Genomic DNA, 24,845 nt, shown 5'->3' on the forward strand with positions numbered 1-24,845 from the left:
CGGGCTACGGCGCTAGTCAATTGGCGCTCGTGACTATGGCGTTGCCGGCGCAGGACGCCGGCCTGCGGTGGTCGCGATCCAGATGCCGGCGAAGACCGTCACCATGCCGCCGACGAGATTCCAGCGGAGCGGTTCGTCCAGCAATGCCGCGCCCACGAGCGAGGCGGTGATCGGATTGACGGTGACCGAGATCGCGACGCGGGTCGGCGTTGTGCGCTCCAGCGCGAATGCCCACAAATAAAACGTCAGCGCGCTGCCGAAGGCACCGAGATAGAGGGCCGCCAGCCATTGCGGGACCTCGAAAGCCGCAATGGGCGCAAAGCTGCCGCGCGAGTACGAGATCAGGACAAGGCATAAAGCCCCAACCCCCATGGACGCCGTCGTGAAGGGAATAGGCCCGGAGCGGGCGATGAATGGTTTGGACCAGATGCTGTAGAGCGCCATGCAGAGGGCTGCCGCGATCATCAGGAGATCGCCGCGCCAGGCTCCCGGCGGCGCGGAAGCAAGACCCGACAGAAGAGCCAGGGCAACTCCAAGCGTTGCGATCACGACACCGATCGATTTGCGCGCCGTAAGGGCCTCGCTGCCGAGCAGCGCCCCCACGACCATCGTCAGAAGCGGAAGCGTCGACAAGGCGAGCGCGCCACGTGCCGCCGTCGTGAAAATCAGAGACGCATTGAACAGGATCGGGAACAGGGCGAAGTACAGTACACCCAATCCGGCGACGCCCGACCAGTCGCGGCGCGGCGGCCACCGGCCGCCCTGCAGAAGCGCCGCCGGCAACAACAGCAGAAACCCGATTCCGAACCGGAACGAACCGATCGCCAGCGGATCAATCGCATTCACCAGATAGCGGGTTGCCGCAACCGAAGTCCCGCCCAGACCGCTCGACAGGACCGCCGCCAGCACGCCCCACGCCTCGTTCATGCATTTTCCCTTCCGGCACTTGCAGACAAGGTAGGGAAGGACTAGTAATCAAGAAATGGAATTTTCCTTATAGGAGAAATAACGTTTACTTATGAGCGCGCCCCTCCTCGATCCGGATCTGTTGAAGGCTTTTGTGGCGGTGGCCGACAGCCGTTCCTTCACCCGCGCCGCGAGCCAGCTTAACCGGACCCAGTCAGCCGTAAGCATGCAGATCAAGCGCCTGGAGGAGCGCCTTGGCGTGGAGCTGTTCAACCGCACCAAGGCCAATGTCGACTTGAGTTCCGCAGGCGAAGGGCTGCTCGGATACGCGCGGCGCATCCTGACGTTGAACGACGAGGCCGTCGGCAAGCTGCGGGAGCGCAAGATTGAAGGCGTCGTGCGCCTGGGTGTGATGGACGACTACGGCACCTTGATCGTCCCGCCCTTGCTGGCGAGCTTCGTCGCCTGTTATCCGCTGGTCCATGTTGAGATGGAGACAGGACTCACCTCTTCCATGCCCTCGCGCCTCGGCAATGCCTATGACCTCGTGATTGCGATGCACCCGGAGGGAAGTGGCGAGGGTGAATTCCTGCGGCGCGAACAGGCTGCATGGGCAACCGGCGCATTTCACCCCGTCGAGCAGCAGAACCCGCTGCCGCTTGCGCTTTATCCGCAAGGTTGCCTGTTCCGAAAATGGGCGATCGAGGCGCTCGATGCGGTCAAGCGACCGTGGCGGTTGGCTTTCGTCAGCCAAAGCCTGGCAGCCGTTGAGTCGGTTGCGGCGCAGGGACTTGCGGTGACCGTCGTGAAGGCAGGTACATTTCCGCCGAAGCTGCGCCCCCTGTCGGAGCGCGACGGCATGCCGCGACTACCGGCTGCGGACATTTGCCTGCATCGCACCGCGAATCTGTCACGAGCGGGCGCGCTACTCGCGGATCACCTGCGCTCAACCATCTCAAACCATCTTGATGAAATCTCGGTGAGGCGCGCAACCCGCGACGCCATCCCGATCGCCTTCAACTGAGCGAGACCACGTGAATATTTCATTGTACGCCATCTCGGTCTGGGTGCTCCCGCTCCTCATCGCCATTACGTTTCACGAGGCCGCGCACGCCTTTGTGGCGCACAAGCTCGGCGACAATACCGCCTGGCAGCTCGGCCGGGTCAGCTTCAATCCTTTCAAGCATATCGATCCCTTCGGGACGGTGATTCTGCCGGGCGTGCTGCTGCTGGCGCACTCTCCGTTCCTGTTCGGCTACGCCAAGCCGGTCCCGGTGAATTTCCGGAACCTTAACCATCCCCGACTCGACATGGTCTGGGTGGCGCTGGCCGGCCCAGCCACTAACATCATCCTGGCGACGATCGTGGCGTTCGCCTTCCATGCCCTGCCTTTGGTGCCGGCAGACGCCGCCAAATGGACGGCGGACAACCTCAAAAATGCTTTCCTGATCAATATCGTGCTGGCGATCTTCAACATGATGCCGATCCCGCCGCTGGACGGCGGCCGGGTCGCCGTCGGACTGCTGCCGCGGGTGCTGGCTTACCCGCTGTCGCGGCTGGAACCCTACGGGATGCTGATCCTGATCGGCCTTTTGATCCTGCTGCCCGTCATCGGCGCACAGCTCGGCCTAAATCTTGATGTTATTTCGGCGATACTGCGAACATTGACCGGTTATGTGATCAGCGCGCTTCTCTTCATCACCGGCAACGCTTAAGCTTCAGATAGAAATAGCATAGGGAAGAGCCGACCCGGGCCATGGCGACAAAAGCTGCCGATATGTTGATTGCACGACGCGCCGATACCCGTGCGAGGGCAGATTTTGCAACCTGGCTAATGATGGCCAAGCTCAACGGATTCTCCGCCCTGCCCGCTGAGGCGCAGAGCTTTCTGGAAGGCTACAGGCAGCTACTGGCGAGGATGACCGAGGCGGACGCATCCGAGGCCACCATCCAGCTCATATACAAGAGCTATTATGCCGAGATGGGCGGCTCCGGAACGCCACCTGAAATTCCCTCGCGCGCGAGCGAGCCGGTCACCGAAGCCGGCAACGTCACCGCGTTCCGACGGCCGCCCCCACGGCCCAAGGCTGCGGCATCCGGCCCGGCGACAAAACCAAGGCTTCCAGTGGCGCTGATCTTTGCGTGCCTCGCCGTGGTCTATGTCGGTATCCGCTATTACTGGCGCTGACGCGGGGCGTCTTCGCGCGCCGGCCGAATTGCAATACCATCGCTTCATGGCCACTCAGCGTAGGAAGGGCCGCTACGCGCATGCCTCCAATCGGATCTGCCGGCGATAACTCCCCGGTGACGCGCCGCGGTACTTGCGGAAGAAGCGATTGAAATAGGCCGGATCGCGGAAACCCAGACCGGACCACAGCATTATCCGATCTAGAACTTCGTCTCTGATTGAGTCGGAAGCGTAGTGTCAGCTCTTGGTCTTGACGCGGAAGATCACCGGCAGGGTGAAAGTCAGGCCTTCGTCGGCGATGACAGGCGGAGGCATCGGCACCGGATCGGAGCGCCGCACCATCGCCAGCGCGGCCTCGTCGAAGGCCGTATCGCCCGAGCCCTTTTCGATATCGGTCGAAAGCACGTGGCCCATGCGGTCGAGCGTGAAGCGAATCTGGATCTCGGCGGATTTTTGCTGCCGTTCCTTCGGGTACCGCTTGTGCTTGTCGAGATGCGCGACCAGCTCCTTCTGCCAGGTCGCGCGTGCACGCCGTGCGCTCTCGCCGGTGCCGATCACCGGCGCGACAGAACGCTGTCCTTCCGGCATTTCCTCTGAACTCGGAGTTGCGGTGGCTTCGGAAGCGATCGACTCGGTGGAGGCTTGGGTCTGCACCGCCGCGATCTTCGGGTCGTCCTCTTTCGGTTTCTTGGATTCGGTCTCCGTCACCACCCGGTCGGCCTCTTCGGGCTCGGTCGGCTTGTCCTGCGGCAGATCGGTCTCTTTCACTTCCGCCTTCTGCTCGGCGAGCTGGGGCGATGCCGCGGAAGCATCGGTATCCGGCCCTGGCGGCAAGTCAGTCACTTCGCGGCGTACGGCGGCCATTTCCAGCCCGATCTCGATCGCCGTCGCGCCCAGGGCGTCATCGGCTTCTTCGGTCTGCAAATGCGCGATCGCCAGCGCCGCGCCGCCGATATGAAGCGCGAGCGCGATCACCGCGGCGAAAATCCAGAGCCGCCGGGAGGGCTTTTGCTCGTCGAGGCCGGTCAAGGCTTTGCCGGCGCCGCCGCTTGCGACGCCGCTCCATCTGGAACGCCTTCAAGCGCGACCAGCTTGAGCTTGGAATAGCCGCCGGCGCGCAGGATTTCGAGAACGTCCATCAACTCGCCATAGGGCACCGCGCGATCGGCGCGCAGGAAGACGTGGCGCTCCTTGCTGGCGTCCGGCATCGCATCGAGCGAGCGCACCAGATCGACGCGCTTGACCATGTTCTCACCGATCGCAACCGAGAGATCCGGCTTAATGCTCACATAAGTCGGCTTGTCCGGCTTCTTCTGCGGCGTCGCGGTTGACGTCGGCAGATCGATCGGCAGGTCGACGGTCGACAGCGGCGCCGCGACCATGAAGATGATCAGGAGAACGAGAATGACGTCGATGAACGGCGTGACATTGATCTCATGCGATTCCGCGAAATCGCTGTCGTCATCGTGGTCGTGTTCTGCAATCGAGGCGCCCATCGCCTACTCCGCCGCCGTGCGCGAATGCGAGCCGCTGACATGGGTGCGATCGAGATCGCGCGACAACAGCCGCCCCGCTGCGCCTGACGCACGGCTGACCAGTTCCATGTAGCCCTTGGTCACGCGCGAAAAGTGATTGTAGATGATGACGGCGGGGATCGCAGCGACCAGGCCGATCGCGGTGGCGAGCAGCGCCTCGGCGATGCCGGGCGCCACCACGGCAAGATTCGTGGTCTGCGATTTCGAAATGCCGATGAAGCTGTTCATGATGCCCCAGACGGTGCCGAACAGTCCGACGAAGGGCGACGTTGCGCCGATGGTTGCCAGAAGGCCCATGCCGAGCCGGATCCGCCGTGCCTCGGCGCGCACGATTTCGCCAAAGCTCGACGCGGCACGTTCCTTGATGCCGGCATCACTGGAGATGCCAGCCGATAGCCGCGCCTCGCGCATCGCGGCCGCGAGGAACGACGCCAGCACGCTACCCTTGGAGCCCAGCGCGAATTGCGCTTCTGATAGCGACCGCGCGTCGGCGATCTTGGCCAGCGCCGAGCGCACCTTGCGCTGAACGACCGACAGCTCGATCATCTTGGCGATGAAGATGGTCCAGGTCACCAGCGACGCAAAGGCGAGGCCGATCATGACCGCCTTGACCACCACGTCGGCCGACTTGAACATCGTCCACGGCGACAATTCCTTGAGTTCTGCAACTGCCGCCTTCAGCAATTTGCCCTCGCGCTCCGCCGGCGTGGCGGCCGCGTCCGAAGGTGCGGCCGGTGCAGCCGCCTGGGGCAGCGCGGCCGGAGGCGGCGATACCGCGGGCGCCTGCTGGGCCACAGGTGCTGACGGCGCCGCAGGGGTCGTGCCCTGCTGGGCCGACGACGGCCCCGCCAGCGATAGCATCGCCAGCGCAGAGATCACTGCAATTGTCATCGCGCGAGAAAGAGACATGTTCTTCATACTTCGGCCCAGTAGCGGATCAGGTTGTGATAGATACCGGTCAATTTGACCGTTTCAGGGTCGTCTCGCCCAAGCCGCTCCACCGGTGCCTGGATCGAGGTATCGAGATCGAAGATCAGGCTGCGGGCGTGGGCATCCCGTACCATGCTCTGCAGCCAGAAAAAAGACGCCACGCGCATAGCTCGGGTGACCGGCGTGACCAAATGCAAACTAGACGCAGGATAAAGCACCGGGTCCCCGGCCGCGAGCTTGATTTCGTGGGAACCATAGAGGTCCTCGATCACCAGTTCGCCCCCGTCATACTCGTCCGGCTCCGACAGAAACAGCGTCACCGACAGGTCGGTGCGGATCCGCCGGCCGGTGAGACGATCTCCCCTCACAGCGTTGTCGACATGGAGGCCGAAATGGTGCCCGCCGGAGGCCACGCAGCGATTAAATAGCGGCGGGAAGATCTGCAGCGGGATCGCCGACGAGATGGATCTCGGACTGGCGGTCAGCGCCGAAAGCAGGCGATTGCCGAGCGTTCGCGCAACCTCGCTGTCCGGCGGAAGCTGCTCGTTGCGCTTCACCATCCGATTTGCGCCCCCGCAGTAGAGCGGCTGTCCTCCCAGGCGGAAGCGTCCGGCGCCATTGCAAAATTCATTACGTGCCTTTGATCGATTTCAATTCGCGCAGATCGACATGTGGCGAGTAGTCCCGCGGTAGGTACCGAGCAAGAAATTTGGGGTCAACGCGATTGGAGCAGGACTCCGGTTGAATACGCTCAGATCACAGAGATTCTAATCTGTAGTTTGAAATGGTTCTAAGAACGCCGCTGCAACCAATCGCGCATTCACCCTGCTCGCAAGACACGCCGACGATCGCGCGTTATTTGGCGCTGGCGCGGAACGCTGCTCGACGGCTGTTTCAAACCTTTCCAATTGTTTAGGATTCTCAAGCCTTAGTGTTTGTACAGGGCAAGCGGGCGGACTTTAAATCGGCATGCGGGGGAACTTCCTTCAATCCATGGGCTGATATGTCGAGGTCACGCACCATCCGTTGGGCTTTGCTGATCGTAGCGATCGCTGCGCTGGGGTTTTTGGGCTGGCAGCGATTCCATGGCGGGGATCATCAGGCGCAGGCTGAAGCTCAGAAGCGCGTGCCTGCCCGTGTCGCCGTCCCCGTGCGGATTGCCCCGGTCGAAAAAGCTGATTTTCCAGTCTATCTGACCGGCCTCGGCACCGTGCAAGGCTTCAACACGGTGCTGGTCCGTACTCGGGTCGACGGCCAGATTAACAGGATCGCGTTCCAGGAAGGCCAGTTCGTTCGTGAAGGCGACACGCTGGTCGAGATCGATCCGCGGCCGTTCCAGGCAGCCCTCGATCAGGCCAAGGCCAAGAAGGCGCAGGACCAAGCCAATCTCGCCAATGCCAACCTCGACCTGCAGCGCTCCACCCGGCTCGGTGAGTTCGCGACCCGCCAGCAAACGGACACCCAGCGGGCTTTGGTCGCGCAACTGACGGCGCAAGTGGCCGGCGACGATGCAGCAATCGCCAATGCGCAGACGCAGCTCGACTACGCGACCGTCAAGGCGCCGTTCTCGGGCATTGCCGGCCTGCGCCAGGTCGACGTCGGCAACATCGTCAATGCCGCGACGCAGACCGGCATCGTCAGCATCGCCCAGATCGAGCCGATCGCGGTGATCTTCACCGCGCCGGAGGACCAGTTGCCGGACATCAAGGCCGCGCTCGCCGCCGGCTCTCCCAAGACGATCGCGCTCTCCACCGACGGCAAGCGCGTGCTTTCCACGGGCGCGCTTTCGCTGATCAACAACCAGGTCGACACATCGAGCGGCACCGTCAGGCTCAAGGCCGTGTTCGACAACAAGGATCACGCGCTGTGGCCGGGCCAGTCGGTTTCAACCCGGCTGCTGGTAGCGACGCTGAAAGACGCTACCGTTGTTCCCGACGATGCCGTTCAGCATGGCCCCAATGGTCTTTACGCCTACACGGTCAACAAGGAGAACAAGGCTGAACTTCGCAAGATCAGGGCGACGCGCTCGACCGACGGCCGCTCCGTGGTCGACGAAGGGCTGTCGCCCGGCGAGCAGGTGATCACAGCGGGCCAGTTCAAGGTTCAGCCGGGCACGCTGGTGACGACGGCCGTCGCCAGCTCGGATCAGGCCCAGGCCAAGGTGACCGGCCAATGAGCGGGGGAATCTCCGCCCCCTTCATTCGCTACCCGATCGGCACCTCGCTGATGATGGCGGGCATCATGTTTGTCGGCCTCGTCGCCTATCCCTTGCTGCCGGTTGCGCCCCTGCCACAAGTCGACTTTCCGACCATCCAGGTCTCGGCCTCTCTGCCCGGCGGCAGTCCGGAAACCATGGCCTCGTCAGTGGCGCAGCCGCTGGAACGTCAGTTCGCGCAAATTCCGGGCGTCGCGCAGATGACGTCGACCAGCTATCTCGGAACCGCGGCGATCAATATCCAATTCGATCTCAACCGTTCGATCGACGCCGCCGCCAACGACGTGCAGGCCGCGATCAATGCGGCCAGCGGCCAATTGCCGAAGAACCTGCCCTCGCCGCCGACCTATCGCAAGGTCAACCCAGCCGACTCGCCCGTCCTCCTGCTGTCAGCGACGTCGGACACGCTGCCGCTGACATCAGTCAGCGACGCCGTCGATGCCCAGCTCGCGCAGCAGATCAGCCAGATCTCCGGCGTCGCCCAGGTCATCATCGGCGGGCAGCAGAAGCCGGCGATCCGCATTCAGATCGACCCCGCCAAGCTCGTCGCCAAGGGCCTGTCGCTGGAGGACGTGCGCAACCAGATCGCGATCACGACCGTGAACAGTCCCAAAGGCAATATCGATGGCGACCGCCGCGCCTACACCATTTACGCCAACGACCAGTTGCCGGACTCAAAGGACTGGAACGACGTCGTTATCGCCTTTCGCAACGGCGGCCCCTTACGAATCCGCGATATCGGCCAGGCCGTTACCGGGCCGGAAGACGCCAAGCAGGCGGCCTGGGCCAATGGCAAGCGCGGCGTGTTCCTGATCGTGTACAAGCAGCCCGGCGCCAACGTCATCGAGACCGTCGACAAGATCAAGGCGGAGTTGCCGCGGCTGGTCGCTGCGATCCCATCGGCGATCAAGATCGAAGTCATCAGCGACCGCACCCAGACCATCCGCGCGGCGGTGGAAGACGTGCAGTTCACCCTGCTGCTCACCATCGCGCTGGTCGTCATGGTGATCTTCATCTTCCTGCGCAGTTTCTGGGCGACGGTGATTCCGGCCGTGACGGTGCCGCTGGCGCTGCTCGGCGCCTGCGCGCTGATGTGGGTATTCGACTATTCGCTCGACAATCTGTCGCTGATGGCGCTTACCATCGCCGTCGGCTTCGTTGTCGACGACGCCATCGTGATGCTGGAGAACATCACGCGCTACATCGAGGAAGGCGAGAAGCCGCTCGCCGCCGCCTTCAAGGGTGCCCGTGAAATCGGCTTCACCATCGTGTCGATCAGCGTCTCGCTGGTCGCGGTGCTGATCCCGCTGTTGCTGATGGGCGGCATCATCGGCCGGCTGTTCCGCGAGTTCGCGGTGACGCTGGCGATGACCATCTTCGTATCGATGATCGTGTCGCTGACGCTGACGCCGATGATGGCCTCGCGCTTCCTGCGCGCACATCGCGAGGTCACGCACGGCCGATTCTATCAATGGAGCGAGCGCGCCTTCGACGCGATGCTGCGCGCTTACGAGCGCGGTCTCGACCTCGCGCTGCGCTGGAAGTTCACGACGCTGATGGTCTTCTTCGCAACGCTCGGTCTGTCGGTCCATCTGTTCGTCATCATTCCCAAAGGCTTCTTTCCGCAGCAGGACAACGGCCTGATCACGGCTACTTCGGAGGCCGGCCAGGACATCTCCTTCGCCGACATGAAGCGGCGCCAGGAGGAGCTCGGCAAGATCGTGCAGGCCGACCCCGATGTGGCCTCGGTCGCGATGGTGATCGGCGGCAGCGGCCGCGCCGGCAACAATGGCAATCTGTTCATCACGTTGAAGCCGCGCGACGAGCGCAAGGCGTCTGCGCAAGCGATCATCGCCCGCCTGCGACCCCAGCTCGAGAAGGTCGAGGGCGCCCGTCTCTACATGCAGGCGGCGCAGGACGTGCGGCTCGGCGGGCGGCCGACGCGAACCCAGTTCGAGTTCACGCTGCAGGACGCCGACCTCGCCGAACTGAACGAATGGGCGCCGAAGATCCTGACGAAGATGCAGACGCTGCCCGAGCTTCGCGACGTCGCCACCGACCAGCAGACCAACGGCACCACGCTGGAGCTCAAGATCAACCGCGATACCGCCTCGCGCTACGGCATCCAGCCGCAACTGATCGACGACACGCTGTATGATGCGTTCGGCCAGCGCCAGGTGACGCAGTTCTTCACCCAACTCAACACCTACAAAGTGGTGCTCGAAGTGCTGCCGGAATTGCAGGGCAGTCTCGACACGCTCAACAAGATTTACGTGAAATCGCCGGCCACCGGCGACCAGGTACCGCTGTCGGCCTTTGCCACCTGGACCAGCGTGCCGGTGCGGCCGTTGTCGATCAGCCATCAGGGCCAGTTTCCCGCGATCACGATCAGCTTCAATCTCGCGCAGGGCGTGGCGCTGGGCCAGGCGACCGACGCAGTGCAGAAGGCGATGGTCGAACTCGGCGCGCCGACGACGCTCAATTCGAGCTTCCAGGGCACCGCGCAGGCGTTTCAGCAGTCACTCGGCACCGTGCCGCTGTTGATCCTCGCTGCCCTCGTCGTGGTGTATTTGATCCTCGGCATCCTCTACGAAAGCTACATCCACCCGATCACCATTTTGTCCACGCTGCCGTCCGCCGGCGTCGGCGCGCTCGCGATCCTGATGCTGTTCGGGTTCGACTTCAGCCTGATCGCCCTGATCGGCATCGTGCTGCTGATCGGCATCGTGAAGAAGAACGGCATCATGATGGTCGACTTCGCGATCACCGCCGAGCGCGACGAGCAGCTCGAGCCCGAGGCCGCGATCCGCAAGGCGGCGCTATTGCGCTTCCGCCCGATCATGATGACGACGATGGCGGCGCTGCTCGGCGGCGTGCCGCTGATGCTCGGTACCGGGACGGGATCGGAAATCCGCCAGCCGTTGGGCTATGCGATGGTCGGTGGCCTGATCGTCAGCCAGGCGCTGACGCTGTTCACGACGCCGGTGGTCTATCTCTATCTCGACCGGCTTTCGAACGCGTTTGCACGATGGGGGCGTTCGTCCAATCCTGACCATGATGCGCATCTGGACGCTGACGGCTCGGTCAAGCAAGCGGCCGAATGACTTGACTTTGCGCGGCAACCGGCACTACCGAAGGTAGTTCATTTCGGAGCCGGTTCGGTGAAAATTTCAATGAAGTTTGCGGTCGCTGCCGCGGCGATATCGGGTTTGTGCGGCCACAGCCACGCCCAGGCGCCCAAAGCCAAAAACAACGCCGCGCCTGTGGCGCAGGCGACGCCGGGCCCCACCGCCGCTGCGACCGAGGGAGCGAATACACCAGCGCCTCCCGGCTGGATTGCGCGGTGCAGCAGCGCAAGCCGCGGCGCGCCGCTCGAATGCGCGATCGAGCAGAGCGCGGTCCTGACCAAGACCGGCCAACTGATCGTGCTGATCAATATCCGCGTATCAGCCGAAACCCGCGCGCCGATCGCGCTGGTGCAGTTGCCGCTCGGGCTCAACCTGCCGGCCGGCGCCAAGCTCCAGGTCGACGACGGCAAGGCGTCCGACCTGCAGATCCAGACCTGCGAGGCGCGCGGCTGTTATGCCAACCTGCAGATCTCGCCTGACGTGCTGGCCACGTTGAAATCCGGCAAGCAGTTGAAGGTCTCGTTCCAGAACATGGCCAAGGAGACGATCACGATTCCCATGCCGCTGGACGATTTCGGCGCGGCGTATGAGAAGATCAAGTAGGCGCTCTCTCCACGTCATTGCGAGCGCAGCGAAGCAATCCATCTCTCAGAGTGTGCGGATGCATGGATTGCGTCGTCGCTCCGCTCCTCGCAATGACGCTGGCTACTGCCGCGCCATCTCCGCAGCCCCCACCCCCTCGCCGTCCAGCTTCTGGTCGTCGTGCATGTCGACCGTCACCCGCAACAACTGCCCGGTGAATTCGAACGGCGCCGCGTAGTGCGAGACCGGGCTGGAACGATCGCGGCCGATGTCGAGGCCGGACCACGAGATGAAATTGTTGAAGGCAGACTGGGTCTGGATCGAGCCTGCCGCCTCGCCGTCGATGAGGAGCGTATAGGCCGTCACGCCGGTGCGGGAGCCCCTGGCCGGCGGCTCCTTGCGCAACAGACGCTCGACATGCACGCCGAGCCGGTGTGCGCCTGACGGCACCTTGCGGTTCGAAGTCACGATCTCATGGCCGCCGCCGATATTGAGATCGTGCACCAGCACGCCGTCCTTGATGTAGAGGCTGTAGCCTGACGTCGCATCGCCATGGGCGATCAGCACGCCCTCGGCGCCCTCCTCGCCAATCTTGACATGGGCTTCGATGGTGTAGCTGCGGCTGCGCACGTCAGGCGCGACGTCGGTCGGCACGTGACCCATGCCGGCGTGAAAGGTGAATTTGTTGCGTGCGCCGTGAAAGCGCGCGGCGTTTTCCGCAAAGCGCGGGCCGAACCGGTCGTCGAGCGGCAGCACATTGTGCTTCTCGGCCTCGAGCCACCACAGCTTGATCATCGCTTCAAGCCGCTCGGGCTCTTGCGCCGCCAGATCGCTGGCTTCCGAAAAATCCCGCGCCAGGTGAAACAGCTCCCATTTGTCGTTCTCGAACGGCGTGCCCGAGGGATGGAAGGAAACGGCCTTCCAGCCGTCCTGCCAGATCCCGCGATGCCCGAACATTTCGAAGTATTGCGGCTGACATTTTGACGGCGCGGCTGGATCGGCAATCGAGCGCGCAAAGCTCTCGCCTTCGATCGGCATCTGCGCGACGCCGCCGATTTCGGCCGGCGGCGCGATGCCGATCAGGTCGAGCAAGGTCGGCGTCAGGTCGCAGGCGTGAACGAATTGATGGCGCACCTCGCCTTTGGCGGCGATCTTCTTCGGCCAGGCCATGACGAAGGGATCGCGGATGCCGCCGCCATGGGTGTTCTGCTTGTAGCGGCGCAGCGGCGTGTTCGACGCCATCGCCCAGCCGTGGGGAAAGTTGCTGTGCGAGTCCGGCCCGCCGATGTCGTCGATCCGGCGCAGCTTTTCCGCGATCGGTTCGGGACGGAAATTATACGGCCCCATCGCGTTGACGAAGCCCAGCGGCCCGCCCTCCTGGCTTGCGCCATTATCGGACAAAACCAGGATCAGCGTGTTGTCGCGAATGCCGGCCGTGTTGAGAAACGCGATCAGCCGCGCCAGATGCTGATCGGCATGGTCGAGCATGCCGGCGAAAGCCGCCTGCAGCCGCGTGAAGACGCGCTGTTCGTCGACGGTGTGCTCATCCCATGCCTTCACGCCGTCATTGCGTGCGGGCAACCGGGTTTCCGGCGGCACGATCCCCATCGCCTTCTGCCGCGCCATCCGCTGCTCGCGCTCGACGTCCCAGCCATGGGCGAACATCGCGTCATAGCTCTTGATGATGTCCATCGGCGCCTGGTGCGGCGCGTGGCAGGCGCCGAGCGCCACCCAGGTCAGCCATGGGACATCGGGCTGGTCGGCGGTGTGATCGGCTATGAAGCGGATCGACTGGTCGATCAGGTCGGACGTGAGGTGATAGCCGTCCGCATACGTCCCCGGTGCATCGATGTGGGTGTTGTCCGAGACAAGCTCCGGTGCGAATTGATCAGTTTCGGCATCGAGAAAACCATAGAAGCGATCAAAACCGCGCCCCAACGGCCAGCCGTCGAACGGCCCGGTGGCGCCGCTTTCGGTCAATGGGGTGACGTGCCATTTGCCGACCATGTAATTGCGATAGCCGTGCGGCCGCAGCATTTCCGCCAGCGTGCCCGCCTCGCGCGCGATCTTGCCGCGATATCCGGGGTAGCCGCTGTCGAAATTGGCGAGGCAGCCGACACCGACCGAATGATGGTTGCGCCCGGTGAGCAGCGCCGCGCGCGTCGTCGAACACATCGCGGTGGTGTGAAAGCCCGAATAGCGCAGGCCTTCGGCCGCGAGCCTGTCGATGGTCGGCGTCCTGATCGCCGAGCCGTAGCAGCCGAAATCGGAAAATCCGACATCGTCGAACAGCACGACGAGAATGTTCGGCGCGCCCTGCGGCGGTTTTGGCGTTTGCGGCCACCACGGCTTCGATTCAGCCACCGTCTTCCCGATCGTGCCGCCGAACGGCTTTGCGTTGCCTGCCGCCATGCTTTCCTCCGCTTTTTGGATGTGATCGCGGTTGATCCGCCGGTTCGCCGAGGCTCGTGGCAACACGCTGCCCCGCGCGCATTGCCAAAAATCATAATCCGAATTATCATTATGGTTACTTGGAACGGAGACGCAAGTTCCGGATGCAGCGACCGGCCGAACCCGACCTTCCCGGCGTGACCCCGTCGCGGCAGAAGCGCAGCCGCGAGACCACGGCCGCGCTGCTCCAGGCCGGCGCGGAGATGTTGCGAACGCACAGCCTCGCGGAATTGTCGATTGAGGTGCTGTGCCGCCAGGTCGGCGCCACCGTCGGCGCCTTCTACAGCCGGTTCGAGAGCAAGGACGCCTATTTCAATGCCTTGATGGCGCTTGCGGCGCGCGACGGCGAAAGCAGGCTGTCGCGGATGAAGGAAGACAAGCGGCTGGCCGATGCCGATCTCGCCGAGCTCAGCCGCCTCCTCGTCCGCGGGACCATCGGCTGGATCCGAAACCACGAAGGCGTCCTGCGCGCAGCACTTCAGCACGACGACACCAGGCCGGACCGCTGGTCGACATTCAAGGCATTGGCGGGCGCCAATGTGGCGGACGCCACGCCGATCCTGCTTGCCGCCATGGGCCGGGCCAACAAGGCGGCAAAAACGCGCGCGATCGCGTTCGGCTTCCAGATCGTGCTGGGAACGCTGGTCAACGCCATCCTCAACGATCCCGGGCCGCTATCCATTCACGACCGCGAAATGGAAGAACGGCTGGCGAATTGCCTGCTGCTATTGCTGCAGGCGGAGATGACGGCGCCGACCGTTCGCCGTTCGCGCGGGCGCAAAAAACAGGCACGTCATTCGCGGAGCTGACCCGGTACTGCGGCAAATGCCGCCCGCAGCGCCCCCTGCAATTCGCCCCGAAAATGCCCCTCCTTCCGCGCTTGCCAAGACCCGGACCGAGCGAGTAGAACGACGCACCAGCGAAAGCGGTGATTTGCAAAATCCCGCTCCAGCCGATTGCCCGGACATCCGCCTAAGATATTGATGTCATTGAGCAATTCTTGGGGAATGGTGTAACGGTAGCACAACAGACTCTGACTCTGTTTGTCTAGGTTCGAATCCTAGTTCCCCAGCCAGACTTTGTCGGCCCTTCCCCTTAGCCGCCCTCATCACACGCCGGCTACAACCGGCAGCTCTGCGATCATGCGAATGCCGGGCCTTCTTCTCCAATGAACTTGCGACGGCTCAACCGCCAGCTTTAATCCCGGCCAGCGCGTGAACAGCGCCTGCAGGGCGCAAATTCCTTCGATGCGAGCGAGCTGGTGGCCGAGGCAAAAATGAATTCCTGTTCCGAACGATAGATGCCGGTTCGGCCGCCGCTCCAGATCGAGCCGTTCGGGGCACTCATTGGCTTCCTTGTCCAGGTTGGCGGCGACGATCATCGCCATGACCCTGTCGCCCTTCTTCAATTTCACGCCCTCGAGATCGACGTCCTGGCGCACGTAGCGCGGCTTTGAGAATTGCACCGGCGAGACGAAGCGCAGGAATTCTTCGACCGCAAGCCCCGCGCGGCTCCAGTCCGCTGCGAGCCAGTCGCGGCGATCCCGATCCTTCAGCAGCTCAAAAACCGATCCGCTGATCAGATGCGTCGTGGTCTCGGACCCGGCGCCGAGCAGCAAAAACACCATCGAAACCATCTCGTCCGGCGTGATGCGGCCGCCTTCCTTCTCGACACGCACCAGTTCGGCGATCAATCCTTCGCCGCCTTCTTCGCGGGCGAGCCGCAGGCGTTCTTTCAGATAGCGCCGCATCTTGATGAGGCCGCCGATCAGCCGCAGAAAGCCGAATGCATTGGTGAGATGCGCGATCGAATTGGCCCAGGCGATGAATTTCGGCCGGTCGGCCGTCGGGAGGCCCAAGAGCTCGCAGATCACCGCAAGCGGCAGCATCCGCGCGTAACGCTGCACCAGATCGGCCGGGCTGCCTTGTGCAAATAATTCGCCGGCGAGGCGATCGGCGATGGCGCGGATGTGCGGCTCCATGTCGAGGACCGCGCGGCGGCGGAACGCCTCGTCGACGATACTTCGCAGCCGCGTGTGGTCCGGCTCGTCCATCGTCAGCATGTTGTTGGCGATCGCTGCGATGAATTTCGGCATCCACCAGGGCAGGCCTGCGAGCGACCCGCCGTCCTTGCGCAGCGTGAACAGCGTGCTGTCCTTCAACACACGCGCTGTTGTCTCATAGGTCGTGGTGACCCAGACCCGGCCGATGATCGGAAACTTTGTCGCGACGATGGGACCAGCCGCGCGCAAACGCGCGACGCCCGCCTGAGGATCACGGAGAAAAGCTTCGCTGACGAAATCCACGAGCTCTGCCATCGGCTCACCTCACGTTGTCGTTTGCGTCCATGCATCAAGGTGGTGCGGAACATGATCGGCGCAACGGCCTCGGGATACGATGTCTCTCACCTGCACCATGCCATGGATGCTGAAGGGTCCGATCCCGGTCTTGCCGGGTTTGTGGCCCCGCTCTTGCTGACGGAGATACAACCTGAAAGAACCATGGACGAGATGTATCATGTTGGGAACAAAATCTGCGATTGCGGCCCGTTTTGAGGCACTCGATGCGCTGCGCGGCGTCTGCGCGCTGCTCGTGGTCTTGTTCCACGTCCCCGTTTACCATGCTCTTAAAGATATCGGCTCATTCGCCAATCTGCAGTTTTGCGTGGACATGTTCTTCGCCCTGTCCGGCTTCGTGCTCTGTCACGCCTATGGCCAACGTCTCAACGATGGCGCTGAGAGCATTCGTTTCGTGGCGATGAGGTTTGCCCGCCTTTGGCCGTTGCACATCGTGATGTTGACCCTGTTCGTCGGACTTGAGACCGGCAAGTTCATCTTCAGCCGCGCCGATACCGCGTTCGCGCTGGATTCCCAGGCCTTCGGTCCGGGTCGCTCGCTCTGGGAGATCGCCACGAACATCCTGTTTCTGCAGTCTTTCAATCTGCACGCTGGATTGTCATGGAATGGTCCCGCCTGGAGTGCGGCCGTCGAGTTCTACGTGTCGATCCTGTTCGCGACGGTCGTCATGCTTTTCCCGCGCCAGCGCTATGCGATCTTCCTTGCGCTCTGTCTGGCGGCCGGAGCGCTGCTCTACCAGGTTTCGCCAGAAGCGCTGTTTGTCTCGTCCGACTGGGGCATCCTGCGGGCCATGTTCGGTTTCTTCGCGGGCTGCCTGGCGTATCATCTGCGGGCGCGTTCGGATGAGAAGCTGACAGCGCCGAATTTATGGGAGGCGTGCTGCGTGGTGCTGGTCATTGCGTTTGCTGCGTCCAGACCATGGGGCCCGTCGCACTACGCGTTTCCGCTGCTAGCGATCATCGTCCTTTACGTCTTTTCATACGATCAGGGCGCCGTTTCGAAAGTGTTGCGTTCGTCCATCCTGCAAAAGCTCGGCTTGTGGTCTTATTCGATCTACATGATCCACACCTTCCTGTTTCAAGTGATGAAGATGGGGGTCTCCTTCGTCGGGCAAAAGGCCCATCTCAACCTGGTGGGCTGGCACAATGAGGAGAAGCTGATGCTGCTGGGAACGCCGGAACAGGCGGTATTGCCGGCGCTCATCCTGACCGTGCTAATTGTCCCCGTCGCCGCGCTGACCTATCGCTGGATCGAGAAGCCGGCGATGGATGCGGCCCGAGATCTGCTTTCGCCGATTCATCTGGCGAAGACGGCCGTCACCAAGCCGGCAACGACGTCCGGAATTATCGCGACAGCATTCGCCGGCCGGATATCGTGGTTGAGCGCAAGGTTATTCCCCCGCTCGACGCGGAATTCGATCGAGACAGGCCTCGACCGGTTGCGCGCTATGTCCAGGCGTGGCACCGCTGGCATGTGACCCGGATCGACCAGGCTGCAGAACTACGCGGTCCGATCGGGCTCAGCCGATCGTGACCGGCGGCGTACCGTGGGTGTGAAACGACTCGATCGTCTTCAGCCCCCAGGCCTGGCCCTTCTTGCGCTCTTCCTCGGTCCAGACGATCGGCTTCCAATCGGGCGCTAGGATGAGGCGGGCGCCGGCGTTGGCGACCTCGACGCGGTTGCCGCCGGGCTCGTAGACATACAGGAAGAAGGTTTGCTGGATCGCGTGCTTGTGCGGGCCGGTTTCGATGTGGATGCCGTTTTCGAGAAAGATGTCGGCGGCGCGCAAAATTTCCTCACGGCTGTCGAGCGCGTAGGTGACGTGGTGGAAGCGTCCGGCCTTGCCGTAATGATCGCGCGTATAGGCAAAGTCGTAGCTCTTGTTCGACATCGTCATCCACATCGCCGCTTCCGTGCCGTCGTTGAGCACGATCTGCTCGGTCGTGCGGAGGCCCAGATAGTTTTCGAAGAACAGCCGGTTGGCCTTGATGTCCACCGCAAGGCAATTGAGATGATCGAGCCGGCGGACATTGACGCCGCGCGCTGGAAACCGCTGCGCCTGGTTCTTCAGCGCCGGCTTGAGCTCGGGCGGCGCCTGGTACCACTCGGTCTCGTAATAGAGCTCGACGATATGGCCATCGGGATCGCGGCAGCGAAACGCCGGCCCCTGCCCCATGTCGCCGTCAACCCACCCGATATCGAAGCCGGAGCCTTTGAGCGCGGCGACGCGGCGCTCCAGCGCCTGCGGGCTGCGGGCGCGCAACGCCATGTGCTCCATGCCTGATGTTTTCGAGGCCGTCAGCTTGAGCGAATAGCGCTCGTAGTCATCCCAGCCGCGCAGATAGACCGACTCGCCCCTCTGGCCGCTGACCGTCATGCCCATGACGTCGACGAAGAATTTCAGGCTCTCGTCCGGCGTAGGCGTCAGCAGTTCCATGTGGCCGAGATGGGCGAGGTCGAAAATCGGCTCGGGGGTCATTGGCGCTCTCTCTCGTAGGGTGGGCAATGCGCAGCGTGCCCACCAGTTCAAACCACATGGTGGGCACGGCGCAATGCGCCTTTGCCCACCCTACAGTTACAGCGCTCGCGTCACGTCGTCGAACAGTTCATCTACCGTGAACGCACGAGGGATGAGCTTTTGCTGCGTCGAATAATCGATGACCAATTGCAGCGAGCGCTGCATCTCGCCTCGGTCAAAACGCGGCGCCGCGGATGAAGCGGCGGCAGATTCGGCAAGCAGCCGATGGACCTCCCGCACCACGTCCGGGTGCTGATCAGACAAGGTCCGGCTCACCACCACCATGTGATTGATCGGCACCACCTGGTGTTTGTCAAACCAGGCTTTCTGTTCCGCGGCGATATCGGGAAACAGCGGCTTCAAATCGGGATGATCCGATTTTTCGCCGAGCACCGCATCGAGTTCGCCATCGATCAGCATCTGGATGATCTGCTTGCCGACGGCCGCCCGCTTCGTCGTGTCTACGAACTCAGTGACATGGGCGTCCTCGAACGTCACCCAGTCGATTGAATCCAGATCGACACCATAATCATTGGCAAGAATGCCGCGCAGCCATGCGCCGGTCGTGGTGGTGAAGGAGCGAATGCCGACGCGTTTGCCATTGAGGTCACGCGGCGCGAGCTTTCCCGCTCTTGCATTGTAAAGCGCATGCCCGTGCTGAAACCGCGCCAGCACGACATCCGGCAGCAGCACCATCGGCTTGCCGAACGATTTCGCCATCAGGTAAGTGACGATCGCCATCTCCGAGACGTCGAACGCTCCTTCGCGGACCATCGGCTTGAAGCCCTTGTTGGTCGGCGAATACTCTGCGAAATCGAGCTCGACCAGATCCGATCCGATCGATCCACTCTTCAGCGCCGACGTACCTGGATGGTCGCCGAGCAAAGTGCGCAGGCGCATCGCCACCTCAGTCCTCCTCCAGCTCGTCGACATAGACGAGGCCGGCCTTCGCCAGCGGCTCGCGCATCTTGTACATGTCGAGCCCGAGCACGCCCGCAGCCAACTGCCTGCGCTTGCCGTCTTCGTCGGCGACGCGCTTCTCGCCCTTGGCGACTACATCGGCGGCGTCCTTGCGCCCGATCACCACCACGCCGTCATCATCGGCGACCACAGCATCGCCCGGCACCACATTGATGCCGGCGCAGACCACCGGCACGTTGACCGCGCCGAGCGTTGCCTTGACCGTGCCCTTGGCCGAGATCGCCTTCGACCACACCGGAAAGCCCATTTCACGAAGCGATTTGGCGTCGCGAACGCCGGCGTCGATAACGAGCCCCTTGACGCCACGCGCCATCAGCGAAGTCGCGAGCAGATCGCCGAACATGCCGTCGGTGTTATCCGTCGTGCAGCCGACCACCAGGATGTCGCCGGGCTGGCACTGCTCGACCGCGACATGGATCATCCAGTTGTCGCCGGGCTGCGCCAGCACGGTCACGGCGGTGCCCGATGTCTCGGCCCCGCTCCAGACCGGACGCAGATAGGGCTTCATCAGCCCGAAGCGGCCATAGGCCTCGTGTGCGGTGGCGACGCCGAGCGCGCCCAGTCGGTTCACGAGCTCGGCATCGGTTCGCTTGATGTTGCGGACGACGACCGTCTTCATGCCAATTCCTCCATCGCCATCGGGAACAGCCGCTGATAGGCCTCGCCATAAGTCATCGGCTTGCCCGTATTGCGGCCGCCCTGCACGCCCCGCTGCAGCGCCACCCGCTCATAGTAGGCCCACAGGTGCTTTTGCGCGGCGAGAATTTCGAACGTCTTGCGTTTGATCTCCCAGACCTCGTCGATGTTGAGGATCACCTGCGGCTTGAAATTGCACATCTCCGGCTGATGCGGTTCGAACAAAAACACCGGCGGCGCGGAATAAGTGTATTTGGCGCCGGGCTTGTGACCCATCGCCTGCGCGACCACGCGGGTTTCCTGCGCGAAGTGCGCCGCGTTTGGATGATCGAAATTATAGGGATCCTCCAGCGCGTGCGTCAGCACGAAGGACGGATTGAGTTCGCGGTAGATATCGATCATGCGGTCGAAATGCTTATCCGTCAGCCGCAGCGGATAGTCACCGGCGTCGAAGAATTCGATTTCCGCACCCAACATCTCCGCCGCGCGCTGCGCCTCGTCGCGCCGGCCCGCCTTGACCTTCTCCATCGTCGCCCCCGCCTCCTTCCAGGCGAACTGGCTTTCGCCGCGCTCGCCGAACGACAGGCAGGCAATCTTGACGCGATAACCTTTCTTCACATGCAGCGCGATTGCGCCGCCCGCGCGCCAGACGAAATCGCCGGGATGCGCCGTGACCACCAGGCCCGTTTTGCCAGCATTGCTCATAATCGGGATTTCCTCCTTCGATTTGTACACGTGGCCGGCCGCACCGGCCGCGTGACTATTGTTTGGCAATTCCTGCCCGCTCGATCACTACTGCCCATTTGTCGATATCGGCCTTGAGCCGGTCGAGGATTTCCTCGGGTGAGCTGGCCTTGGCCTCGATGCCGAGATCGAGCGCGCGCTTCTTTAACTCCGGCATTTCGAGCACCTCGCGCAACGCCGCGTTCAGCGTCGCGATCACCTCCGGCGGCGTGCCCTTGGGCGCAAAAATCGCGTTCCAGGACCGCGCCTCGAAATCGCCGCCGCCTGCTTCCTTCACCGTCGGAACATCAGGCAGGAATGCGGTGCGGATCGTACCCGAAGACGACACCGCAATGGCCGCCTTGTCGGCAACATGCGACTGCACCGCGCTGTAGTTCTCGATCGCCATCTGGATATCGCCGCGCAGAAGCGCGACCAGCACATCCGGCGAACTGCGGAACGGCACGATGGTGACATCGACACCGGCGGTCGATTTGAACAATTGCGCGGCGAGGTTCTGGGTCGACCCGACGTTGATGGTGCCGACATTGAGCGTACCGGGTTTTGCCTTGGCCGCCTTGATGAATTCAGCCAGCGTCCCATATGGCGTGCCGGCCTGGGTGACGAAGATGAAGTCGAAATAACCCATGCTCGACACCGGAACGAAATCGGTCACCGGATTGAACGTCAGGTTCTTGAACAGCGAGACGGAAATCGCGGTGCCGTTAGACAGCAGCGCCAGCGTGTAGCCGTCCGCTGGTGCCGACAGCACGGCGCGCGCGGCGTTGATGCCGCCGGCGCCCGGCATGTTCTCGATGACGAAGCGCTGGCCGAGCTTTTCGCCGAGTTTTTCGGTAACGAGCCGCGCCGTGACGTCGGCAACGCCGCCCGCGCCGAACGGCAGGATCAGCCGCACCGGCCGGTTCGGATAGTTTTGCGCGTCGGCGATTTGCGGCAGCAACAATGTCGCGGCCAGCGCAGCCATCCCGGCGAACGACGCGCGGCGCCGGCTCAGAGTGTGTCGCTCGCGCTTGTCCGCCATCGCGCAGCCCTCCTTCAAAACTCGAACAGCCGCGCCGGATTATCGACCAGGATCTTCTGCTGCAGTTCTAGCTCCGGCGCAAACAAGGGAATGAGGTCGACCAGATCGCCGTCGTTGGGCATCACCTTGACGTTCGGGTGCGGCCAGTCGGTCCCCCAGATCACGCGATCGGGCGCGGTTTCGATAATACGCCGCGCGAACGGAACCGCGTCGTGGAACGGCGGTCCGTCGGAGGACACCCGCTCGCAGCCGCACACCTTGACCCAGCATTTCTCATCCCGCGTCATCAGGTCAATCAAGGTCCGGAACGGAAGCTGGTCGAGACCGTCAGATGCCTTGACGCGCCCCATGTGATCGATGGTGTAACGCACCGGCAATTTTGCCAGCATCTCGGCATATTCAGGCAGGTCGACCGCGTCGAAATGCAGGTCGATGTGCCAGCCGAGCGGCGCGACCATCGCGACGACGCGATGGAACACCCTCATGTCAGGCACCCCGCCGAGATGGCGCACGAAGTTGAAGCGGCAGCCGCGAAACCCGCCTTCATGCAGTTCGCGAAGGCCACGCTCAGTAATGCTATCGTCGATATTGGCGACGGCGCGGAAGGTCCCGTTGCTCACGGCGATGGCATCCAGTGCCACCCGATTGTCGGTGCCGTGCACGCTGGCATTGACGATGACCGCGCGGCCGATCCCGATCTTCCCGTGCAGCGCCCGGAAATCCTCCAGCGGCGCATCGGGCGGCGTATAGGGCCGTCCCGGCGCATAGGGGTATTTGTTACCAGGGCCGAAGATGTGGGTATGCGCGTCGCACGCCAGCGCCGGGAGCTTGAACTTCGGCGTTCGTGTATCGGGATCGGGTCCGGGAATCGTCGGCTTGTGCATGGTGCCTTCTGCAGTTTCTTGGTCGCGCTTCATGGCGTCTCGATACTCATGAAGTCGAATTTTCTTTCCGCTTTCCAGCAGCGCCCTTTGCGGGCGGCTGGATGGACTTCGTCTGGCGTGAGGCTGTGTCGAGATGATCTACATCTGACGCCTGCAACGAGGCGACCGTCGACGCGACGAGTTGCTCGATCGCTTCCGCCATATCTGCGCCATCGGCTTCGCCGCGCGACAGCCGCGTGACCCGCTCCGGGCTGACGAGGGTATAATAGAGTGCGCCGAGCAGGAACTGCGACCGCCACACGATCGTTGTCCGCGGCAGATGCGGCAGGCTTTCCTCGATCGCCTCGATGAACGCGTTGGTGGTGTCGTCGAAGATCTCGGCGATGATGCGCCCCACCACGGCGTTGCCTTCGGCCGACATCACGGCGCGCAGCCGCGTGAACCGCGCCCCGCCGCCGGCAAGGTCGCTGCTCGATGAAAACGCCGGCTGCACATAGGCGCGCACGATCGCTTCCAGCCGGTCCTGAACGTCGCGCACGCGCCGTGCCGCCACCAGCAACTCGATGCGGCGCTTGTTCATCGGCCCGCAATGGCGCTTGTAAATTTCGAGCAGCAAGCCGTCCTTGCTCTTGAAGTGATAGGTGATGCTGCCCGGATTGGCGCCCGCTTCCAGCGCGATGTCGCGGATCGACACGGCATTGAAGCCGCGCGTCGAGAACAACAGTTCGGCCGCGCTCAGAATGGCTTCCCGCATGTTGGGATTTCGCGTCATGGCATTTGCTTTCCGCTCTTGAGTTTTGTACGTTTGTACAAAATATCAGGTCTAGTCAACAAACATCTGGGTGGCGAGCCGCCACCGCGACTGGCCCTGGATGACAAGGGAGAACCGCCGGATGCGCCGGATCATCGTTGCGTTTCTGATCGTTGCCGGCGCACTGGCCTGGCGTGGCGTCGGCCCTGCCATCGCGGCCGATCCGGAACCGCGCCTGATACTGGCGCCATCAGGCGTGCTGCGGGCTGGACTCTATCCGGGCACCCCGACCTCGATCCTGCCGGATGCCGGATCGGGCGAGCCGCGCGGCGTCGGCTACGATCTCGGCAAGGAGCTCGCGCGCCGGCTTGGCGTCCCCTATGAGCCGGTCGTGTTCGCCAAGAACGCCGAAGTCCTCGCCGCTGTCAAAAGCGGAGAGGTCGACGTCGCCTTCACCAATGCGACGCCGGTACGGGCGCGCGACATGGATTTCGGTCCGCCCTTTCTCGAAATCGAGCTCGGCTATCTCGTCCCGCGCGGATCAGCGCTGACAGCGCCGGCGGAGATGGACGCACCGGGGCTGCGCGTCGGCGTGACTGCGGGCAGTTCTTCCGACGCCACCCTTTCGCGCGACTTCAAGCATGCCCAGATCGTTCGCGCCGCCACCTTCGACGTCGCGATCGAGATGATGTCGACCGGCGCGATCAATGCCTACGCGACCAACAAGGCCACGCTGTTCGAAATGGCGGAGAAGCTGCCGGGGTCGAAAGTGCTCGAAGGCCGCTGGGGGATCGAGCGGCACGCCATCGCCATTCCCAAGGGACGCGAGCAGGCAATGGCTTTCATCCGCCAGTTCACCAACGAGGTGAAGTCGGAAGGCGTGGTGGGAGCCGCGATCGCACGCGCCGGATTGCGCGGCGCCATGATTTCGGCTGCGGAGTAGCGATGTCCACGCCGCAGCTTCACGAACTGGCGCGCACGAATGAGGTGCACGCATGAAATTCTCAAATGATACGCCC

The 24,845-nt window shown here is 63.0% G+C and carries 22 protein-coding genes, 1 tRNA gene and 1 pseudogene; 10 read left to right on the forward strand and 14 right to left on the reverse strand.

All coding sequences use genetic code 11. The features are described 5' to 3' along the window. Positions 1-33: 33 nt before the first annotated feature. On the reverse strand, positions 34-927 hold the full coding sequence (locus tag C7G61_RS08540) for a DMT family transporter (protein ID WP_108513669.1): 894 nt from the start codon (positions 925-927) through the stop codon (positions 34-36). Between the two features lie 91 nt (positions 928-1,018). On the opposite strand from C7G61_RS08540, the gene C7G61_RS08545 reads away from it, so the two are divergent. The 3 genes from C7G61_RS08545 (at position 1,019) to C7G61_RS08555 (ending at position 3,094) form a co-directional block, all read left to right on the forward strand. Next, positions 1,019-1,930 (forward strand): LysR family transcriptional regulator, encoded by a 912-nt coding sequence (locus C7G61_RS08545; protein WP_108513670.1) that lies wholly within the window; start codon positions 1,019-1,021, stop codon positions 1,928-1,930. A gap of 10 nt (positions 1,931-1,940) precedes the next feature. Continuing rightward, positions 1,941-2,621, forward strand: a complete 681-nt coding sequence (locus tag C7G61_RS08550; protein WP_108513671.1) for a site-2 protease family protein — start codon at positions 1,941-1,943, stop codon at positions 2,619-2,621. A 62-nt stretch (positions 2,622-2,683) separates the two neighbouring features. Further along, a complete protein-coding gene (locus C7G61_RS08555) occupies positions 2,684-3,094 on the forward strand; it encodes a hypothetical protein (protein WP_190241759.1) in 411 nt (136 codons plus the stop codon). Positions 3,095-3,331: 237 nt separating this feature from the next. On the opposite strand, the gene C7G61_RS08565 is transcribed toward C7G61_RS08555, so the two are convergent. The 4 genes and pseudogenes from C7G61_RS08565 to C7G61_RS08580 form a co-directional block, all read right to left on the reverse strand. Beyond that, the gene (locus C7G61_RS08565) at positions 3,332-4,123 is read right to left on the reverse strand and encodes a TonB family protein (protein ID WP_108513673.1); all 792 of its coding nucleotides are present in this window, start codon (positions 4,121-4,123) and stop codon (positions 3,332-3,334) included. Beyond that, positions 4,120-4,590 (reverse strand): TonB system transport protein ExbD, encoded by a 471-nt coding sequence (exbD, locus tag C7G61_RS08570; RefSeq protein WP_108513674.1) that lies wholly within the window; start codon positions 4,588-4,590, stop codon positions 4,120-4,122. Before exbD ends, C7G61_RS08565 begins: the two co-directional genes overlap by 4 nt. Positions 4,591-4,593: 3 nt before the next feature. After that, positions 4,594-5,547, reverse strand: coding sequence for a tonB-system energizer ExbB (gene exbB / locus C7G61_RS08575; protein ID WP_190241732.1), 954 nt, complete (start codon positions 5,545-5,547; stop codon positions 4,594-4,596). Next, positions 5,544-6,190 (reverse strand): annotated as a pseudogene (locus tag C7G61_RS08580) (Fe2+-dependent dioxygenase). Before C7G61_RS08580 ends, exbB begins: the two are co-directional and overlap by 4 nt. 372 nt (positions 6,191-6,562) lie before the next feature. Between C7G61_RS08580 and C7G61_RS08585 the strand changes: the two are divergent. From C7G61_RS08585 to C7G61_RS08595, 3 genes are all read left to right on the forward strand, one after another. Beyond that, complete coding sequence (locus C7G61_RS08585; protein ID WP_108513675.1) at positions 6,563-7,735, forward strand: efflux RND transporter periplasmic adaptor subunit; 1,173 nt, start codon at positions 6,563-6,565, stop codon at positions 7,733-7,735. Next, a complete protein-coding gene (locus C7G61_RS08590) occupies positions 7,732-10,878 on the forward strand; it encodes a multidrug efflux RND transporter permease subunit (RefSeq protein WP_108513676.1) in 3,147 nt (1,048 codons plus the stop codon). Before C7G61_RS08585 ends, C7G61_RS08590 begins: the two co-directional genes overlap by 4 nt. Before the next feature lie 69 nt (positions 10,879-10,947). After that, positions 10,948-11,505: an invasion associated locus B family protein gene (locus C7G61_RS08595; RefSeq protein WP_108513677.1), complete on the forward strand. Its 558-nt coding sequence runs from the start codon at positions 10,948-10,950 to the stop codon at positions 11,503-11,505. Positions 11,506-11,607: 102 nt separating this feature from the next. On the opposite strand, the gene C7G61_RS08600 is transcribed toward C7G61_RS08595, so the two are convergent. After that, positions 11,608-13,896 (reverse strand): arylsulfatase, encoded by a 2,289-nt coding sequence (locus tag C7G61_RS08600; RefSeq protein WP_108513678.1) that lies wholly within the window; start codon positions 13,894-13,896, stop codon positions 11,608-11,610. 143 nt (positions 13,897-14,039) lie between these two features. On the opposite strand from C7G61_RS08600, the gene C7G61_RS08605 reads away from it, so the two are divergent. Next, positions 14,040-14,744, forward strand: coding sequence for a TetR/AcrR family transcriptional regulator (locus tag C7G61_RS08605; protein WP_108513679.1), 705 nt, complete (start codon positions 14,040-14,042; stop codon positions 14,742-14,744). Positions 14,745-14,936: 192 nt separating this feature from the next. Then, positions 14,937-15,010: transfer RNA gene (locus C7G61_RS08610), tRNA-Gln, on the forward strand. A gap of 33 nt (positions 15,011-15,043) precedes the next feature. On the opposite strand, the gene C7G61_RS08615 is transcribed toward C7G61_RS08610, so the two are convergent. Continuing rightward, positions 15,044-16,252 (reverse strand): cytochrome P450, encoded by a 1,209-nt coding sequence (locus C7G61_RS08615; RefSeq protein WP_108513680.1) that lies wholly within the window; start codon positions 16,250-16,252, stop codon positions 15,044-15,046. A gap of 199 nt (positions 16,253-16,451) precedes the next feature. Between C7G61_RS08615 and C7G61_RS08620 the strand changes: the two genes are divergently transcribed. Next, a complete protein-coding gene (locus C7G61_RS08620) occupies positions 16,452-17,768 on the forward strand; it encodes an acyltransferase family protein (protein ID WP_108513681.1) in 1,317 nt (438 codons plus the stop codon). A 42-nt stretch (positions 17,769-17,810) separates the two neighbouring features. On the opposite strand, the gene C7G61_RS08625 is transcribed toward C7G61_RS08620, so the two are convergent. From C7G61_RS08625 to C7G61_RS08655, 7 genes are all read right to left on the reverse strand, one after another. Beyond that, positions 17,811-18,770: a catechol 2,3-dioxygenase gene (locus tag C7G61_RS08625; RefSeq protein WP_108513682.1), complete on the reverse strand. Its 960-nt coding sequence runs from the start codon at positions 18,768-18,770 to the stop codon at positions 17,811-17,813. A gap of 96 nt (positions 18,771-18,866) precedes the next feature. Beyond that, positions 18,867-19,709 (reverse strand): substrate-binding domain-containing protein, encoded by an 843-nt coding sequence (locus tag C7G61_RS08630; protein ID WP_108514069.1) that lies wholly within the window; start codon positions 19,707-19,709, stop codon positions 18,867-18,869. A 7-nt stretch (positions 19,710-19,716) separates the two neighbouring features. Next, entirely contained in the window at positions 19,717-20,409 is a 693-nt protein-coding gene (locus tag C7G61_RS08635) for a 4-carboxy-4-hydroxy-2-oxoadipate aldolase/oxaloacetate decarboxylase (RefSeq protein WP_108513683.1), read from the reverse strand. Then, positions 20,406-21,131 carry a PIG-L deacetylase family protein gene (locus C7G61_RS08640; RefSeq protein ID WP_108513684.1) on the reverse strand — a complete coding sequence of 242 codons (726 nt, stop codon included), beginning with the start codon at positions 21,129-21,131 and terminating at the stop codon, positions 20,406-20,408. The genes C7G61_RS08635 and C7G61_RS08640 overlap by 4 nt, the downstream gene beginning before the upstream one ends. 55 nt (positions 21,132-21,186) lie before the next feature. Beyond that, a complete protein-coding gene (locus tag C7G61_RS08645) occupies positions 21,187-22,191 on the reverse strand; it encodes a Bug family tripartite tricarboxylate transporter substrate binding protein (protein ID WP_190241733.1) in 1,005 nt (334 codons plus the stop codon). Positions 22,192-22,205: 14 nt separating this feature from the next. Then, a complete protein-coding gene (locus C7G61_RS08650; RefSeq protein WP_244608196.1) occupies positions 22,206-23,108 on the reverse strand; it encodes an amidohydrolase family protein in 903 nt (300 codons plus the stop codon). Positions 23,109-23,121: 13 nt separating this feature from the next. Further along, positions 23,122-23,847: a TetR/AcrR family transcriptional regulator gene (locus tag C7G61_RS08655; protein WP_108513685.1), complete on the reverse strand. Its 726-nt coding sequence runs from the start codon at positions 23,845-23,847 to the stop codon at positions 23,122-23,124. Positions 23,848-23,968: 121 nt separating this feature from the next. Between C7G61_RS08655 and C7G61_RS08660 the strand changes: the two genes are divergently transcribed. Next, positions 23,969-24,769, forward strand: coding sequence for a transporter substrate-binding domain-containing protein (locus tag C7G61_RS08660; protein ID WP_108513686.1), 801 nt, complete (start codon positions 23,969-23,971; stop codon positions 24,767-24,769). The last annotated feature ends 76 nt before the right edge of the window (positions 24,770-24,845 follow it).

This window comes from Bradyrhizobium algeriense (genome assembly GCF_003062295.1).
In the GTDB taxonomy this organism is placed as follows: Bacteria; Pseudomonadota; Alphaproteobacteria; order Rhizobiales; family Xanthobacteraceae; genus Bradyrhizobium; species Bradyrhizobium algeriense.

Coding starts and splice junctions, on each gene's coding strand:
- C7G61_RS08660 (WP_108513686.1), top strand. CDS start 23,969: ATGCGCCGGATCATCGTTGCGTTTCTGATCGTTGCCGGCGCACTGGCC.
- C7G61_RS08625 (WP_108513682.1), bottom strand. CDS start 18,770: ATGACCCCCGAGCCGATTTTCGACCTCGCCCATCTCGGCCACATGGAA.
- C7G61_RS08650 (WP_244608196.1), bottom strand. CDS start 23,108: ATGAAGCGCGACCAAGAAACTGCAGAAGGCACCATGCACAAGCCGACG.
- exbD (WP_108513674.1), bottom strand. CDS start 4,590: ATGGGCGCCTCGATTGCAGAACACGACCACGATGACGACAGCGATTTC.
- C7G61_RS08630 (WP_108514069.1), bottom strand. CDS start 19,709: ATGCGCCTGCGCACTTTGCTCGGCGACCATCCAGGTACGTCGGCGCTG.
- exbB (WP_190241732.1), bottom strand. CDS start 5,547: ATGAAGAACATGTCTCTTTCTCGCGCGATGACAATTGCAGTGATCTCT.
- C7G61_RS08600 (WP_108513678.1), bottom strand. CDS start 13,896: ATGGCGGCAGGCAACGCAAAGCCGTTCGGCGGCACGATCGGGAAGACG.
- C7G61_RS08655 (WP_108513685.1), bottom strand. CDS start 23,847: ATGACGCGAAATCCCAACATGCGGGAAGCCATTCTGAGCGCGGCCGAA.
- C7G61_RS08545 (WP_108513670.1), top strand. CDS start 1,019: ATGAGCGCGCCCCTCCTCGATCCGGATCTGTTGAAGGCTTTTGTGGCG.
- C7G61_RS08635 (WP_108513683.1), bottom strand. CDS start 20,409: ATGAAGACGGTCGTCGTCCGCAACATCAAGCGAACCGATGCCGAGCTC.
- C7G61_RS08585 (WP_108513675.1), top strand. CDS start 6,563: ATGTCGAGGTCACGCACCATCCGTTGGGCTTTGCTGATCGTAGCGATC.
- C7G61_RS08540 (WP_108513669.1), bottom strand. CDS start 927: ATGAACGAGGCGTGGGGCGTGCTGGCGGCGGTCCTGTCGAGCGGTCTG.
- C7G61_RS08595 (WP_108513677.1), top strand. CDS start 10,948: ATGAAGTTTGCGGTCGCTGCCGCGGCGATATCGGGTTTGTGCGGCCAC.
- C7G61_RS08640 (WP_108513684.1), bottom strand. CDS start 21,131: ATGAGCAATGCTGGCAAAACGGGCCTGGTGGTCACGGCGCATCCCGGC.
- C7G61_RS08555 (WP_190241759.1), top strand. CDS start 2,684: ATGTTGATTGCACGACGCGCCGATACCCGTGCGAGGGCAGATTTTGCA.
- C7G61_RS08605 (WP_108513679.1), top strand. CDS start 14,040: ATGCAGCGACCGGCCGAACCCGACCTTCCCGGCGTGACCCCGTCGCGG.
- C7G61_RS08620 (WP_108513681.1), top strand. CDS start 16,452: ATGTTGGGAACAAAATCTGCGATTGCGGCCCGTTTTGAGGCACTCGAT.
- C7G61_RS08615 (WP_108513680.1), bottom strand. CDS start 16,252: ATGGCAGAGCTCGTGGATTTCGTCAGCGAAGCTTTTCTCCGTGATCCT.
- C7G61_RS08590 (WP_108513676.1), top strand. CDS start 7,732: ATGAGCGGGGGAATCTCCGCCCCCTTCATTCGCTACCCGATCGGCACC.
- C7G61_RS08645 (WP_190241733.1), bottom strand. CDS start 22,191: ATGGCGGACAAGCGCGAGCGACACACTCTGAGCCGGCGCCGCGCGTCG.